The sequence below is a fragment of the Spirosoma horti genome (assembly GCF_054776595.1).
On record NZ_BAAHBQ010000003.1, the window covers coordinates 731,588 to 748,009 of the forward strand.

The 16,422-nt window shown below is 50.0% G+C and carries 16 protein-coding genes; 14 read left to right on the forward strand and 2 right to left on the reverse strand.

The window, feature by feature from the left end:
• Positions 1–76 precede the first annotated feature (76 nt).
• From ACYVAM_RS10785 to ACYVAM_RS10820, 8 genes are all read left to right on the forward strand, one after another.
• Positions 77–1,315 (forward strand): M16 family metallopeptidase, encoded by a 1,239-nt coding sequence (locus ACYVAM_RS10785; RefSeq protein WP_461066738.1) that lies wholly within the window; start codon positions 77–79, stop codon positions 1,313–1,315.
• Positions 1,312–1,791 (forward strand): 2-C-methyl-D-erythritol 2,4-cyclodiphosphate synthase, encoded by a 480-nt coding sequence (ispF, locus tag ACYVAM_RS10790; protein ID WP_461066740.1) that lies wholly within the window; start codon positions 1,312–1,314, stop codon positions 1,789–1,791. The genes ACYVAM_RS10785 and ispF overlap by 4 nt, the downstream gene beginning before the upstream one ends.
• A gap of 32 nt (positions 1,792–1,823) precedes the next feature.
• Complete coding sequence (locus ACYVAM_RS10795; RefSeq protein WP_461066741.1) at positions 1,824–2,954, forward strand: amidohydrolase family protein; 1,131 nt, start codon at positions 1,824–1,826, stop codon at positions 2,952–2,954.
• 71 nt (positions 2,955–3,025) lie between these two features.
• Positions 3,026–4,126: a mandelate racemase/muconate lactonizing enzyme family protein gene (locus tag ACYVAM_RS10800; RefSeq protein WP_461066743.1), complete on the forward strand. Its 1,101-nt coding sequence runs from the start codon at positions 3,026–3,028 to the stop codon at positions 4,124–4,126.
• Positions 4,123–4,707 carry a GNAT family N-acetyltransferase gene (locus tag ACYVAM_RS10805; RefSeq protein WP_461066745.1) on the forward strand — a complete coding sequence of 195 codons (585 nt, stop codon included), beginning with the start codon at positions 4,123–4,125 and terminating at the stop codon, positions 4,705–4,707. Before ACYVAM_RS10800 ends, ACYVAM_RS10805 begins: the two co-directional genes overlap by 4 nt.
• Positions 4,708–4,750: 43 nt before the next feature.
• The gene (locus ACYVAM_RS10810; protein WP_461066747.1) at positions 4,751–5,797 is read left to right on the forward strand and encodes an aminopeptidase; all 1,047 of its coding nucleotides are present in this window, start codon (positions 4,751–4,753) and stop codon (positions 5,795–5,797) included.
• A gap of 30 nt (positions 5,798–5,827) precedes the next feature.
• Positions 5,828–6,616: a DUF3108 domain-containing protein gene (locus ACYVAM_RS10815; RefSeq protein WP_461066749.1), complete on the forward strand. Its 789-nt coding sequence runs from the start codon at positions 5,828–5,830 to the stop codon at positions 6,614–6,616.
• 96 nt (positions 6,617–6,712) lie between these two features.
• Positions 6,713–7,579 (forward strand): DUF5694 domain-containing protein, encoded by an 867-nt coding sequence (locus tag ACYVAM_RS10820; RefSeq protein ID WP_461066750.1) that lies wholly within the window; start codon positions 6,713–6,715, stop codon positions 7,577–7,579.
• 9 nt (positions 7,580–7,588) lie between these two features.
• On the opposite strand, the gene ACYVAM_RS10825 is transcribed toward ACYVAM_RS10820, so the two are convergent.
• Together ACYVAM_RS10825 and dnaA are read right to left on the reverse strand one after the other, a co-directional pair.
• Complete coding sequence (locus ACYVAM_RS10825; RefSeq protein WP_461066752.1) at positions 7,589–8,446, reverse strand: GNAT family N-acetyltransferase; 858 nt, start codon at positions 8,444–8,446, stop codon at positions 7,589–7,591.
• Between the two features lie 156 nt (positions 8,447–8,602).
• The gene (dnaA, locus tag ACYVAM_RS10830; RefSeq protein WP_461067070.1) at positions 8,603–10,012 is read right to left on the reverse strand and encodes a chromosomal replication initiator protein DnaA; all 1,410 of its coding nucleotides are present in this window, start codon (positions 10,010–10,012) and stop codon (positions 8,603–8,605) included.
• Positions 10,013–10,313: 301 nt separating this feature from the next.
• On the opposite strand from dnaA, the gene ACYVAM_RS10835 reads away from it, so the two are divergent.
• From ACYVAM_RS10835 to ACYVAM_RS10860, 6 genes are all read left to right on the forward strand, one after another.
• A complete protein-coding gene (locus tag ACYVAM_RS10835) occupies positions 10,314–11,693 on the forward strand; it encodes a methylmalonyl-CoA mutase family protein (protein ID WP_461066754.1) in 1,380 nt (459 codons plus the stop codon).
• 22 nt (positions 11,694–11,715) lie between these two features.
• A complete protein-coding gene (scpA, locus tag ACYVAM_RS10840) occupies positions 11,716–13,860 on the forward strand; it encodes a methylmalonyl-CoA mutase (RefSeq protein WP_461066756.1) in 2,145 nt (714 codons plus the stop codon).
• A gap of 80 nt (positions 13,861–13,940) precedes the next feature.
• On the forward strand, positions 13,941–14,366 hold the full coding sequence (locus ACYVAM_RS10845; protein ID WP_461066758.1) for a cupin domain-containing protein: 426 nt from the start codon (positions 13,941–13,943) through the stop codon (positions 14,364–14,366).
• Between the two features lie 133 nt (positions 14,367–14,499).
• A complete protein-coding gene (locus tag ACYVAM_RS10850; protein ID WP_461066760.1) occupies positions 14,500–15,225 on the forward strand; it encodes a Crp/Fnr family transcriptional regulator in 726 nt (241 codons plus the stop codon).
• 73 nt (positions 15,226–15,298) lie between these two features.
• The gene (locus ACYVAM_RS10855) at positions 15,299–15,715 is read left to right on the forward strand and encodes a DUF4267 domain-containing protein (protein WP_461066762.1); all 417 of its coding nucleotides are present in this window, start codon (positions 15,299–15,301) and stop codon (positions 15,713–15,715) included.
• Complete coding sequence (locus ACYVAM_RS10860) at positions 15,715–16,191, forward strand: DUF2214 family protein (RefSeq protein ID WP_461066764.1); 477 nt, start codon at positions 15,715–15,717, stop codon at positions 16,189–16,191. Before ACYVAM_RS10855 ends, ACYVAM_RS10860 begins: the two co-directional genes overlap by 1 nt.
• Positions 16,192–16,422: the final 231 nt, after the last annotated feature.

The following is a 16,422-nucleotide window of genomic DNA, read 5'->3' on the forward strand; positions in this document are numbered from 1 at the left end:
TTGATTCTATACGACCAGAACCTTACTTTTGTTCACTACGTAGTCTAGAATGAAGGCTATACGAAATTGCTTTTCCATGATTGCTTACGAAAAATTTGTCTTAGATAACGGCTTGCAGGTATTCGTACACGAAGATGCATCGACACCGATGGCCGCTGTTAATATTCTGTATAATGTTGGGTCGCGTGATGAAGATCCGACCAAAACAGGCTTTGCTCACTTGTTTGAGCATTTGATGTTTGGTGGATCGCAAAACATTGCCAGTTACGACGAACCCCTGCAAAAGGTGGGTGGCGAAAATAACGCCTTTACCAGCCCCGACATTACCAACTACTACATTACCCTTCCAGCCGCTAATCTGGAAACGGCCTTCTGGCTGGAGTCGGACCGGATGCTGAGCCTCTCGTTCGATCCGCAGGTGCTGGACGTCCAGCAAAAAGTAGTGATTGAAGAATTCAAGCAGCGCTACCTGAACCAACCCTATGGCGATGTCTGGCTCAAGCTTCGGCCATTGGCCTACCAACAGCACCCGTATCGCTGGGCAACGATTGGCAAAGACATCAGCCATATCGAAAATGCGACGCTGGATGACGTGAAGTCATTTTTCTTTAAATACTACCTGCCCAACAATGCGATTCTGGTGGTGGCGGGCAATGTGACCGTCGAGCAGGTAAAACAGTTGTGCACCAAATGGTTCGCTCCTATCCAGGCGGGGACTCCTTACGTGCGTCAGCTCCCAACTGAACCGAAGCAGACCGAAGCCCGGAAGATTGAAACATCGGCTAAAGTACCCCTGGACAGTCTGTATAAAGCCTATCACATGCCGGGTCGGTTCGATGCCAGTTTCCAGACCGCCGACCTGCTGGGCGACATGCTGGGACGCAGCAAATCGTCCCGGCTATATCAGCAATTGCTGCGTACCAATCCGTTGTTCAGCAGTGTCAATGCATACATTACCGCTTCCATCGACCCTGGCTTGCTGGTGGTTCAGGGAAATTTGAATAAAGGTATTTCGCTGGAAGAAGCTGATGCTGCTGTTGAGTCGATCGTGCAGGAGTTCATCGATCAATCTGTACCAGACGAAGAACTGGCGAAAGTAAAAAATCAGGCCGAAGCCACATTGGCATTCTCGGAGGTCGAATTATTAAACCGGGCCATGAACCTCGCTTACGCGGCCAATGCGGGCAACCCTGATTTGGTCAATCAGGAAGCTGACCAGATTCAGGCCGTCACCCCCGACGGTATTCAGGCTATGGCCAGGCAGGTATTGCGGAAAGACAACTGTTCGACTCTTTATTATCACCAGACCGAATGAAAATACGAGTAGGGCAAGGTTATGATGTTCACCGCCTTGAAGAAGGGCGGGCGTTCTGGCTGGGTGGTATTCAGATTCCAAGTCTATTCGGGCCGGTTGGGCACTCCGACGCCGATGTCGTCTGCCATGTGCTGTGCGATGCGCTGCTTGGAGCCGCCAACATGCGTAATATTGGGTATCATTTTTCGGACAAGGACCCACGCTGGAAAGGCGTCGACAGCAAATTACTCCTGGCCGAAGTGCTCCGCATGGTGCGCGAAGCGGGCTACGAAGTTTCCAATGTCGATGTAACGGTGGTGTTGCAGGAACCCAAGCTCAATCCGCACATACCCGCTATGAAAACCTGTCTGGCCGGGGTAATGGCCATTCCCGAGGACGATATTTCCATTAAAGCCACCACTTCCGAACATATTGGGTTCGTGGGGCGGGGCGAAGGTATTGCCGCTCATTGTGTGGCGCTTATCTTTAGGGATTAGTTTTACGACAACCTGTCAACGACAATCTGTCTATGAAGACATTCATTTACCTTCCTGCGCTCCTGCTGGCAGGCCTAGTAGCCTGTGGTCAATCTCCAAAGTCGAATCAGCCGCCCGAACCATTGGGTTTTGAAGAGTATGACCCCGTCTCGACGCTTAAAGTGCCGGAACACAAGCTGACCCGCTCTAAGTATCCATTCATCGATGTGCACAATCACCAGTGGGATATGGACAAGGCTAACCTGAGCGGCCTGCTTACCCAAATGGATAGTTTGAACATGGGGATCATGGTCAATCTGAGCGGCCGTGGCTGGGGAAGCGTTCAGGAAGGAACGCAGTTTTTCGATAAATCCTTGGCCAATGCGGCCAAGTCGGCCCCCAAGCGGCTGGCCTTGTTTACCAACCTTAATTTCGACGAGGTCGGTCGGAAAGGCTGGACGGAGGATGCCGTTAAATTGCTGGAAGAAGACGTAAAAAAGGGCGCACGAGGGCTCAAGATTTTCAAAAATCTGGGTCTTAACAGCAAAGATGAATCAGGCCAGCGCATTCGGGTCGATGACCCGCGTCTGGACCCAATCTGGGCAAAGTGTGGTGAGTTGGGTGTTCCGGTTTTGATTCACACAGCCGACCCCAAGTCGTTCTGGGACCCAATGGACCGCTACAACGAACGCTGGCTCGAACTCAAATTACACGGTGGTCGCAAACGGGCGGCCAATGATCCTGTTCCCTGGGAGCAGCTCATCGCCGAGCAGCACAATGTATTCCGCAAGCACCCGAAAACAACGTTCATTGCGGCACACATGGGCTGGTATCCCAACGATTTAAAAAAGCTCGACAGCCTGATGACCGTTTTCCCGAACATGAATGTCGAAATCGGAGCGGTCATTGCCGAACTGGGCCGTCAGCCAAGGGCTAGCCGTACGTTTTTCGAGAAGTACCAGGACCGTATTCTGTTCGGGAAAGACAGTTGGGTTCCCTCTGAATACGCCACCTATTTCCGCGTGCTCGAAACCGACGACGAGTATTTCCCTTACCACAAAAAATACCACGCGTTCTGGCGGATGTATGGCATGGGCTTACCCGACGCCATACTGAAAAAAGTGTATTACAAAAATGCGCTTCGGTTAATTCCAGGTTTGGATAAGAGCCAGTTTCCGGAATAGTTGTGTATCCGGCAGCAGGATGCTGTTGGTGTTAACAAGTTGCCGACAAGGATGCTGTCGGTTACCCCACTATGAAAATTACTCAGATTACTCTCTACCGCTACGACATTCCGCTGAAGGCGCCCATTTCCATCTCGCTCGGAACGATTGACAACGCCCGGAATATACTGGTCGAGATTCAAACCGATGAACACATAACGGGCTGGGGTGAAGGCTCTCCTTTCTGGATGATCGTTGGTGAAACGCAGGCATCTTCGCTGGCGGCTGCTCATGACATGGCCCGGCTTCTGGTCGGCCGTGACCCGCTCGATATTGAAGGCTGCATCACAGCCCTGACACGTTATCTGCCCGGTCACCCAACTACTCGTTCCGCCTTCGACATGGCGCTTTACGACCTGGCCGCCAAAGCCGCCCGGATGCCGCTCTACCAGTTCCTGGGTGGCGCCAAACGCGCACTGGTCACGGACGAAACGATCTATATCAACACTCCCGAGCGAATGGTGGACGATGCCCTGCGGATTCAGGAAAAAGGTGCCGAAGCCATCAAGGTAAAACTCGGTACGAATCTGCACGACGATATCGACCGGATAGCCGCCATTCGGAAAGCCATTGGCGATAAAACGCCGATCCGTACCGACGCAAACCAGGGCTGGGATGTTGTAACGGCTTCGGGTGTGCTGCAGGCCATCGGCGACTGGAACGTGCAATATTGCGAACAGCCCATCAAACGACATGACATTGCGGGTCTACGGCAAATTCGCCGGAACGCGACCGTACCCATCATGGCCGACGAGAGCCTGTTCGACGCCACCGATGCCATTCGGCTGGTGCGTGAGGAAGCCGTCGATTATTTCAACATCAAGCTGTCGAAAAGTGGGGGAATTTTCGAGGCTCTTAAGATAAACGCCATTGCTGAAGCCGCCGGAATTCCCTGCATGATCGGTTGTATGTCGGAGTCGAGATTAGCGCTGACGGCGAACGCCCATTTTGCAGCCGCTCGTCAAAACGTACGTTTCTGTGATCTGGATGGCTGCTTTGAACATGCTGAAGACCCGGTTTATGGCGGCATCACCTATCACGGATACCAGATTGAACTACCCGATGCACCGGGTATTGGCGCTGAAGTAGACTCGGCATTTTTGGCAAAAGCGGAGCGCACGACGATTATATGACGATTACCACCGTTCAGTCTGAGGCCGATGTTCAGGGAATTCTTACTTTGCAACAGGCCAATCTCCGTAAAAATGTACCTGCCGAGGTGCAGCTCGCTCAGGGTTTTGTTACGGTAGAGCATGACCCGACCGTTCTGCTGCGTATGAACCAGGCGGCTCCAAGCATCATTGCCAAAGAGGGTGACAAGGTAGTAGGCTATGCCCTGACGATGTTGCCCGAATTTGGCACCGATGTGCCGGAGCTATTACCTCTTTTCTCGTTGATAAACTCGCTCAGCTATGCGGGTAAGCCCCTGTCAGGCTATGCTTATTATGTAATGGGGCAGGTTTGCGTAGCTGATGGATACCGGGGCCAGCGCGTGTTCGACCGGATGTACCAGCACCATCAAGAGGTGTACAGCGACAGATTTCAGCTTTTGATAACGGATATTTCGGCTACTAACACACGCTCCTTAAAGGCCCATGCCCGCGTAGGTTTCGAAGCTATTCATGACTTTCATGATTCAACCATTGGCGAAACCTGGGTGGTGGTACTCTGGGACTGGCAAAAGCAAACAACCGAACAACGAGCCCTGTTCTAGTTGTCCATCCGTTCTCTACTTTTGTGCTGAATAATTCCAACCAATGGTCAAAAAAATTGCTCTTGTTCTCGTAGGGGTTCTGATCGGCTTAGCTGTCTGGCAATGGGAACTGGTCAGTTATGGATGGATGCAGGCAAAGGGTCAGGTACGGATTTTGTGGAATACAAAACCCGTTAGCGCAGTGCTGGCAGATCCGGCCTACCCAGACTCATTGAAGAAAAAAATAGAACTAATCCAGGAAATAAAGCGTTTTGCTTTAGATTCGCTCGGATTGGATAAGTCAGGAAGTTACGAATCCATTTACGATCAGCACGGCAAACCAATTTTATGGGTAGTCACGGCCGCACAACCCTACCAACTCGTGGCCCGGCAGTGGCATTTCCCGATTATTGGTACCTTCTCGTACAAAGGATTTTTTGAGAAAGACCGTGCCGATTCGACCCAGGCGGAGTTGCAACGGGAAGGCCTGGATACCCGTATTGGCGAAGTTTCGGCCTGGTCGACCTTGGGTTTTTTGAATGATCCGATCCTGTCCAGTTTTCTGGACAGGCCCGAAGGAAGTCTGGCTGAGTTAATCATTCATGAGCTGACTCACGGCACATTATTTGTGAAGAACAGCCTGGAATACAACGAAAACCTGGCGGATTTTGTGGGCGAATACGGGGCATTACGGTTTCTGGCTCAAAAGTATGGTACGAACTCTATACCTTACCGGGACTATTTGGCAACGAAGGTATTTTATGAGCACTACGACGAACATATTTTGCGCGGTGCCCGAATGCTCGATAGTTTGTATCGAACATTTAAACCCAGCACCCAAACGGTGGTCAAAGATTCGCTGAAATGGCAAACCATCCGGCAAATCGTTGTGTCGTCAGACACGATTACCGACCAACGAAGCACAAAAGGTGTACGATCAATAAAAAAGCGGTCACTGGGAAAACTAAACCTACCGAATAATGCGTATTTCATTGGTTATCTTACCTATCGAAAACAGCAGAATCGTTTTCGGCAGGAATTTGAGAATCAGTTTGGGGGAAATTTCAACCGGTATTTGACCTACCTCAAACAAACCTATCCATCGTTCTAATCGAAGCCCGACATGTGGGCAATTGTGCGTATGAAGAAGTTATTAATCGGCATTGGTATCTTATCCATTTTGAGCACAGGTTTTGTCGCCATGAACGCTTACAGGCGGGTTACAAATACCAGCTTCGGGCCAGGTGAACACCTGGAATACCGCGTACACTACGGCTTTTTGAACGCAGCCGAAGCCGTGGTCGATGTCAGTCCGTCGCTCTATAAAGTAAATGAGCGCCCCTGCTATCGGGTCAATGTCGACGCCCGTACCCTGGGGGCCTTCGACCTCGTAACGCGGATTCGCGATACGTGGCGCTCCTACATCGATACATCGGCGATTCTGCCACAGAAGTTTTACACCAACCTTCAGGAAAACAGCTATCGCAAGGAAGAAAACATTACGTTCAACCACGAAGCGAATACAGTGAAAGCGGAGGAGCGTACGGAGAAAGATGTATTTAAAGTGCCCGATAATGTCCATGATCTCATCAGCGGTTATTATTTCCTGCGCACCATCGATTTTAGCAAACTAACCAGCGGACAAGTCATTGAAGTCCCGGCATTTTACGACGATACGATCTATAACATGAAGGTTCGGTATCGGGGTAAGGACGTGGTAAAAACGAAACACGGCAAGGTCAATGTGATCAAACTGAACCCTGTATTGCCCCAGAACAAACTGATTAAAGAAGAGGAATCCATTCGGATTTTTGTTTCCGACGATGCTAACAAAGTCCCCATCAAGGTTGAAGTCGACTTTTTTGTTGGGTCGATGGAAATGGATCTCAAACGCGACGCTGGCCTGAAACAACCGATAAAATATTACTAACGTACAGACTTCGTGCGTAAAAAAGGCGTGCCACGGTTTGGGTCGTGGCACGCCTTTTTTACGCATCCATTATTTGTCAGGATTCATCTTACCCCTATGATTCGATTGTCCCGGTACTTTATCAGTCTATGCCTGTCTGGCCTGTTGGCGATAACTACTAGTGCCCAAAACCAGCCTTCGGTGCAGGTTATGCTGGTCGGCTTCGATCATCTAAGTCAGTTGTATAATAAACAGCCCCAGTCGGATGTGTATAGTCCCAAAAAACAAGCGGAGATTAAGCAACTCAATGCCTGCTTCCAGGCCTACGCACCCGATATGATTATGGTTGAAGTAGACCCCAGCGAACAACCACAAATCGACAGCTTATATGCTCTTTATTTGGCTGGCAAAATTGCGCTGGATGCCCTGCCATACGGACGCGGAGAGACCTATCAAATCGGCTTTGCCCTGGCTAAACGCTTGAAGCATCAGCGCGTTTACTGCGTTGATCACTACGAAGCAACATCACAGTCGCTGTTGACCACGGGCACTAATATTGATTTATATCAGCAAGCCTTACAGCAGTTTCAGGGGATAGCCCGTCCCCTGAAAAAACAGGTTCAGCAAGACAGCTTATCGGTATATGAGTACATACGAAAGCTTAACCAGCCGGACATGATCACGTTAACTCATCGGCTATTTTTTAACTTACCGGCCCTGGTCGTCAATGGTGACTTCTCCAAGACCGCAACCAATACGATGGATGTCAGCAAAATTGACAAGCGTTATGTTGGCGCCGAATTCATTAGTCTGTTTTATAATCGAAATCTAAAAATTTACAGCAATGCCTTACTAAGTCAGCGGCAGTATAAGGGAAAGAAGCTGCTGTTGCTATTTGGGCAGCCCCACGTTGGCGTATTACAGGAACTCTTCAAGGAAAATCCAGACTACAGTCTGGTATCTCCTCTGTCCTTCTGCAATTAGATGATAACTTTATAACAGTGGCCGCCGGCTAACGCGCAACATGTTTTCGACCAGACTTAACCGATTCCAGCGTAGCGCGTAAAACGGCTCTTCGACCGCTCCGAAGCTCCGGTAAAAGTCACGAATGGTCGACTTTTCTGGGCTTTCGAAATCCAATACTACTTCCATCCCGGCTTTTTCCTGAATCAGTTGGTCAATCAATAATGTCCGTGCATTTCCCCGACGGCCGATTTCTGATGCGGCATTGAACAGATAAATAACTCTATTCCCCTCGCAAACGAACAAGGCGCCTGCGTCGATACGTCCATTCTGGCAGGCATAGCGTAACGTCATCAGCTTACGGGTGCTTAATTCTGCCAGTAGGTTCCTAAGAATAGCATAGGCCCAATCGGCCACCCCTCTGTCGATACCAGTTGCATGATTCTCGCGAAAAAGCGTTATCAATGGCTCGGGATCGGTTGATTCCATGATCGTCCAGTTAGCAGCCAGCGCCCGCTTCAGGTTTAGCTTTCTGTCGTGGCTATAGAGCTGATACAAGGCATCATATCCTGAAGATAAGTTCAGAACCTGAGTGGATTCAGCATCGACGTCATCGAACGGGAGTTGTTGTTCGTGCGGTAGATGGATACGGAACATCGACCCATACCGAAAATGCTGCTGCATAAGCCGTATAAAGGGAATTGAACCACGTTGGTTAGCACTAAAAACGCCAAGAAACTGGCAGAAGAACGGCTGGTGAACAATCCAGCTATAAGGTATTCCGAAAACTCGTTTTTGCCGAAGGGGAATTGGCATAACCGCCAGATAATTCCCGGCTTCATCGGCAACAACGAGGCCTATCCATTTCCAATGTGGGGCGGGCAACACAAGATCCAGATACCAGCTGTACCCGTATAGAATACGCTGCGGGGAACGGGCAACGCAGGCATTCCAGGCCAGGTCATTGATTTGGTGTCGGGCTAGCGTTTGTATGATGGCCTGGTTGCCCCTTCGTCACCGGGCCGTCGTTAGAGAGGACCAAATTTACTTGAACATGGCTTTCAACTTCTCGACACTATCACGGGTTTCGGCATGTTTAGCCACCTGATCGCTGATAGTTTGTACGGCGTGAATAACCGTGCTATGGTCACGACCACCAAAGTGATAGCCGATGGATTTCAAGGAAAGATCGGTTTTTTCTTTAGCCAGATACATAGCCACCTGCCGCGGATGAACCAATTCGCGCTTGCGGCTTTTGGCTTTCAGGTCGGCAATGGTAACGTTGAAATAGTTGGCCACGGCTTCCTGAACCGTATCGATGGTTACTTCCCGCTCCGAGTCGACAACAATATTGCGCAGGGTTTGCTTGGCTAATTCGAGGTCAATTTCCCGACGATTCAGGGAAGCCTGCGCCATCAGCGATACAATGACGCCCTCCAGTTCCCGAACGTTTGTGTTGACACTGTGGGCCAGGTATTCGATCACCGTATCCTCAATGTAAATTCCTTCAGCCTGAAGTTTTTTCTGGATAATGGCAATACGGGTTTCGAGGTCAGGCGTTTGTAAGTCTGCCGACAAACCCCACTTAAAGCGTGACAACAGACGATCCTCCAGGCCATCCAGAGCTCTCGGTGCCCGGTCGGAAGTCATGATGATCTGCTTACCCGACTGGTGCAGATGGTTGAAAATATGGAAGAAAATCTCCTGCGTTTTTTCCTTTTTCTGCAAAAACTGCACATCGTCGATCACCAACACATCCACCTGCATGTAAAAAGCGGTGAAGTCACGAATACCATCGGACCGAACCGCGTTCAAAAACTGGTTGGTAAACTTCTCCGACGTAACATACAGTACAAACTTGGTCTGGTTATTATTCTTAATGAAATTGCCGATAGCCTGTACCAGATGCGTTTTGCCCAGACCAACCCCTCCATAAATCATGAGTGGGTTAAAGGAAGTTACGCCCGGCCGTTCAGCGACGGCATAACCCGCCGAACGGGCCAGGCGATTGCAATCGCCTTCTACGTAATTGTCGAAGGTATAACTTGGATTCAGGTAAGAATCGAGAGTAAGCGAATCCAAATCTTTGAGCTGGAACGGGCTTTTCAGAATGTCGGGATTGACATTGTCGGGTTTTGAGGTATACGTCGATTTGGTTGTCGGCACATTCACCGTCAGGGGGCGGTTTTGCTCGTTCCCCTTGTCAACAATGATGGAGTATTCCAGTTGGCCGTTTCGTCCGATGGCCGTGTCGAGGGCTTTGCGCAGAGCATGAACAAAATTTTCTTCAAGCCATTCGTAGAAAAACTCGCTGGGCACCTGAATGGTCAACACATTACCATTCAGCTTAAGCGGAACGATGGGCTCGAACCAGGTATTGAAGCTCTGTTCAGGTACAATCTCCCGGATAACACTCAGACAGCGATTCCACACCGTCGTTATTTCGCGCTGCATGCCTGTCTGAGGGGTTAGATTCACGGATATACGTTTGAGTTACGTTGGGGTGTCAAAAAAGGGAGACAAATGTATGAAAATATCTAACCTTACGTGCAGAGCAAGGCACGTTTTTTAGACGAATTCATCTCCCGTGTGTTAACAGTAAGCTAAAATTAAGGTATTCGGCCGGAAGGTCAAGGCCCAGCCGCAATCCCTTTGAATAATGCAATTTGGGTATTGGTTAACCAGTTATATCCTTGTTCTAACCTCGCTCAAAGAAAAAGATTACTTTTACCCGTCTTTAGTCTAAATGAATCTGATGGTACCTTTTTTTTCATCGCTGTTCCCTGCCACAGATAAATCAGCCTGGCTAACCCAGGTTCTGGATGAGTCAAAAGCTACTCAACGTAGCGATGATGCGTATGAACGGCTACGCTGGCATACCGAAGAAGGCTTTTCGGTTGAACCCTATTACACTGCCAGCGACATTCATAACAGTTCATTGACCACCTTGCCATTAGAAACCATTCAGGCGGCTCAGAAACAAATTCCAGGCTGGCTAAATACCCCGGAATACAAATTAACTGACGAAAAAATAGCTAATGTCACCCTGCGGGATGCACTCGCCCGAGGGGCCGACGCCCTTGTTATCAACCTCCTGACTCCGGCCAGCAGCCTGAATGATCGGCTATCCCGGCTGCTGAATGGCATCAAACTAAGCGACACACCCATTTTTTTCCGGCTGGCTTCCAGTGATCAGGCCAGCGATCTGGTCAAGGCCTTACACATCGTTGCGCCTTACAAGCTCAAAGGCGGTTTACTACTCGACGTCGGTAGCTCAACAGCCGAAGCTACTCGCCTGACAGCCGACTCGCCCCAGTTTCGCACCATATGCGTGAACAGCCATACTTTTCATAATGCCGGTGCCACCGCTACGCAGGAATTGGCGTTCACACTGGCATCTCTGGCCGACGCTTATGATCAACTTACCGAAAGTGGCCTCACCCTCGAACAAATCGTTCCCAAAACGATGCTTTCCGTATCCGTCGGGACGAGTTATTTTATGGAAATCGCCAAGCTAAGAGCACTTCGTGTGTTACTGGCCCGGTTTACCTCGGCCTATTCGTCGGCTCCGTTCTCCCCTTTCTTCATCCACAGCCAAACGTCCACCTTCTATGAAGCTAAAGCGACTCCCAACACAAACCTACTCCGGGCCACGACCGAAGCCATGGCGGCTGTGATTGGCGGTTGTGATGCCCTGACGGTTCGTCCATTCGATACCGTGTTGGGTACACCCGCATCGGCAGATCATTCTACGTCGGCAAGGGACTTTTCAGCGCGTATTGCCCGAAACGTATCCATTCTGCTTAAACAGGAAAGTTATTTAGATAAAGTTGCGGACCCCTCTGCCGGGTCTTATTACATTGAAGTATTGACTCATTCGCTGGTAGAAGCCGCCTGGACACTATTTCTTACGGTTGAAAAGCAGGGTGGCTTTGCCCAGGCCTTGGCTGGCGGATTCATAAAGGCTGAACTTGAGCAGGCTTATCAGACAAAAGTCGAGGCCGTTCGCAATGGAAAAGTGTTGGTGGGCGTCACAAAGTTTCGCTTCGATGAACCCACTACCCAAACCTATACAGCACCCGAAGGTGTTACAGGCATATTGCCAGACCGGCGACTGGCTGAAGAATTTGAGTAAACTTGTTTTAGTACTAATACCTATGAGACCTTCCTTCGCAACTGTATCGAGTTCACCACTAGCGGGTAATGAGCCAGTAACGCCGTCGCAAGCTCCGGCAGTTACCCCTTTCCCGACCGCCGAAGGTATTAAACTAAAACCCCGTTTTACGAGTGCGGATAGTGCGTCAACCGATCACCTGAATTACTCGGCCGGAATCCCGCCCTTTCTGCGGGGACCCTATGCCAGCATGTATGTCCGGCAACCGTGGACCATCCGTCAATACGCTGGCTTTTCAACGGCCGAAGAATCGAACGCATTCTACCGACGCAATCTGGCGGGTGGTCAAAAAGGACTATCCGTCGCGTTCGACCTGGCTACGCACCGGGGCTACGACTCCGACCATCCACGCGTGGTTGGCGATGTCGGGAAAGCTGGGGTAGCCATCGATTCGGTCGAGGACATGAAAATTCTGTTCGATCAGATTCCCCTCGATCAAATGTCGGTGTCGATGACCATGAACGGAGCGGTATTACCGATTATGGCCTTTTTCATCGTCGCGGCCGAAGAACAGGGCGTTCTGCCGGAGAAGTTATCGGGTACGATCCAAAACGATATTCTGAAGGAGTTCATGGTGCGAAATACGTACATCTATCCACCGGAGCCATCCATGCGTATTGTGGGGGATATTTTTTCGTATACAGCCCAGCACATGCCCAAGTTCAACTCGATCAGCATCAGCGGCTATCACATGCACGAAGCGGGTGCTCCGGCGCATCTTGAACTCGCCTATACCCTGGCCGACGGCCTCGAATACATCCGGACGGGCCTCCGGGCGGGCATGAGCATCGACGCCTTTGCGCCACGTCTTTCGTTTTTCTGGGGTATCGGCATGAACCATTTTATGGAGATTGCCAAACTCCGGGCGGGACGGCTCCTGTGGGCTAAACTTGTAAAGCCGTTTGATCCTAAAAATACCAAATCGCTGGCCCTGCGTACGCACTGCCAAACATCGGGCTACAGCTTAACGGAACAGGACCCTTTCAATAATGTAGCCCGTACAACGATCGAGGCTCTGGCGGCTGTGTTGGGCGGAACGCAAAGTCTGCACACCAATTCGCTGGACGAAGCCATTGCTCTGCCCACTGATTTCTCGGCCCGTATTGCCCGAAATACCCAACTTTACTTACAGCACGAAACCGACATTACCCGCGCCGTTGACCCCTGGGGAGGCTCGTATTACGTCGAATATTTGACAAAAGAGCTTGTCGAGAAAGCCTGGACCTTGCTGGAAGAAGTAGAAGAACTGGGCGGCATGACAAAAGCCATCGAAACCGGTCTTCCCAAGCTTCGCATTGAAGAAGCGGCCGCCCGAAAACAGGCTCGTATCGACTCAGGCAAAGATGTCATTGTGGGCGTAAACCGCTATAAACCTGCTTCGGAGACTGTTATAGACCTTCTTGACATCGACAACCAGGCCGTGCGGGAAAGTCAGTTGAAACGGCTGAACGAAGTAAAGAAAACTCGAAATCAAGAAAAGGTCGATCAGGCACTGGCCGTTATTACAGAAGCCGCTTTGGCTCCATCGCCAACCCAGAATCTCTTAGCGCTGGCTGTGGAAGCGGCACGCCACCGCGCCACCCTGGGCGAAATTTGCGACGCTATGGAAAAAGCATTTGGCCGCCATAAGGCCACCATTCGGGCCGTATCGGGTATTTACTCGGCGGAAGTTTCCGACGATGAGAATTTTCGTTTAGCTCGTCAGATGAGCGATCAGTTTGCCGAGCTTGATGGCCGACGGCCCCGAATCTTAGTTGCAAAAATGGGACAGGATGGCCACGACCGGGGCGCGAAAGTAATTGCCACAAGCTTTGCCGACCTTGGCTTTGATGTCGATATGGGCCCATTATTTCAAACGCCAGAAGAAGTAGCCCGACAAGCGGCCGAGAATGACGTGCATATCGTGGGCGTATCGAGTCTGGCAGCGGGCCACAAAACGCTGGTTCCGCAACTTATTGACGAACTCAAAAAAATTGGCCGCGCTGATATCATGGTTATTGCTGGTGGCGTCATTCCAGCAGGCGATTATCAGTACCTGTACGATGCCGGTGTCAAAGGCATTTTTGGCCCCGGAACGGTGATTTCGATAGCGGCTCAGAAGATTCTCCACGAGCTGATGAACGAGTGAGCATAACCGGCAGGCGATAACATCAGTCAAAAAATGGTTCAATCGTCTATATTTGGTTAACCATTAAAACCAGTCAAGCCATGCTGACTTCATTGCAACTCAAACTACTCAAGACGCTTTCACAGCCAACTCCTGACGAACAAGTTTTAGAAATTAAGCAATTGCTGGCTGCCCCTCTTACCCAACTTGATCTTGGTGAATTAAGCCGAGCCGTGACGACTAGTTATGCGAATTTCTCGATAGCCCTTGTCAATGACCATGTCGTCAAACTGAGTGTAATGACCGAGAGCTATTCTTGGCATTATCATCCCAATTCGGATGAGACGTTTATGACCCTTGAAGGTACATTGGTTATTGACCTGAAAACCGGCACGATTGAGTTGTTACCTGGCCAACTCTTTACTATTCCTAAAAACATCGTTCATCGAACCCGGCCCAAAGGTGAGCGTTCGGTTAATATAACGGTGGAACATAGCCAACTCGAAACGATTCAGATTGACTCGTAAGCGCTCAGCCTTTTCTATTCACCTTCAAAGGGATCAGAAAGTTTGTAAATCATAACTTCACCTGACACTTGATGATTTAAACAGCTTGCGACCACCAGATTTGATAATTTAAAATACTCTCTTTTTCTTATGAATGAATAAACCGGCAGAGCAATCGGTACGTCTCAGATCCGCCGTTTCGCCCGCATCGACGCCCCCGTTTGCCACCAAAACCCTTCTACTCAGCGAGCAAACTCCTGCTTGTACTCGTTCGAACAAAACGATCTCATGCGTATTTTTGAGGATGGATCGACTGCTCAAAACCATTCAGCACTATATTCCCCTCTCCTCAGCGGATGAAGCGATCATTACCGCTTTATTTCGCCAACAAAAACTTAGTAAAGGCGAGCATCTGCTGCAGGCTGGGCAGGTCTGCAAAAACGTCTTCTTTATTGAGAAGGGTCTGGTCCGCTATTATGCCAGTATAGATGGGGAGGAGAAAACCAGCTACTTTAACAAAGAGGGTGAATTCGTTTGTGATTACGCCAGCTTTCTCCCCCAGCAGCCATCCCGGACCAACATTCAGGCCCTGGAAGACGCTACCATCTATAGCATCAGCCAAGCCAATATGGACGTATTTTACCAACAAGTTGAACAGGGTGAACGATTTGGACGGTTGGCCATTAGCGAGGTTTTTGTGAGTGCTATCCACCAGATCAACTCCCTCTATACCGACGTGCCCGAGCTGCGTTATCAAACCTTTCTGACGAAGTTTCCCGATATTGCCCAGCGCATTCCTCAATATTATATTGCTTCCTATGTGGGCATAAAGCCCCAATCCCTGAGCCGCATTCGAAAAAGAATGGCCCAGACGCATTAATTAACCTGAGTGAACGAAGAGCTGTTTTTTGGTCGTGAGCTTTGTGGTCTCAATCAACCACAACAATCACACTATGAAAACAGACCATATACCGGCCCCCTGGGGCTGGCGGTCGGCATCCTATTGGATGAGCCTGCCCATCGCGCTGGGAATTCTCTTCATCGGTCTCCGGTTTGTGCTGGCTCCCCAGGTCAGTCTGGAAGATTTCGGGATACGACCCTTAAATGATTCAGACCTTATCCTCGGCCGCATCAAGGGAATACGCGATATTTTTTCGGGATTAGCCCTTCTAGCTTTAGTACTGACCCAGATGAGAAAAGCGACCGCGTATGTGTTTACGGCCGCCATCATCCCCTTTACGGACTGTCTGCTGATTTATCTGCAGAACGGAGTAGACCTGCCCCGCCTGCTGGTCCACGGCGGAACCGCCGTATACATGGTCATCACCAGTTTTTTATTATTCAGCCATAGTACTAAAGCAACTGCCTGATGGATGCATTCACGCTACGACAAGTGTTGCTAGTTCTGCACCTATCCGGTCTGGTACTGATGGTCGGCACTACGGTTACCGAGTTGGTGATATTCCGCTCGTTTGTAAGCCTGTTAACGAAGCAGGATAAATCAGCCGTCAGCCTTTTCGGACTCCTGTCGGGTCTGGGCAGGATCTTCCTAGCGGGCGGGGTAGTATTGGTGCTTTCCGGGATCGGTCTGATGCTTACAAGTGGGGGCGTATATTTACAGCAGCTATGGCTTCAAGTAAAACTGGGGCTGATTTTGCTGCTTCCGCTGAACGGGCTACTGGTGGGCAGTCCACGAATGAAGCAGTTGAGAAAAAGCCTGCTTGCGGAGGGCGTTGGCCCAAGTTTAGGGATCCAGCCTGCGGTCACGAAGCTGACTAGGTTTTACATAGTTCAACTAGTGGTGTTTCTAACCATTATCATCCTGGCGGTCTTTAAATTTTCGTAGCCTGGGGAAATCCAAAGATGGCCATCCCCCGCCCTCAACTAGGATGTATGACTGCTCTATTTAGCTGACATGCCTGACTCTGGCTGAATTTATGTCGATTCTTATCAATTGAACCAGTTCGATTCAGAACGGTGATTCCGATAGCGGCTCAGAAGATCCTCAATGAGCTGATGAACGAGTAAGTCTTCCTTACAATGCGGCACGGGCCACTCGTAGTTACGAGTGGCCCGT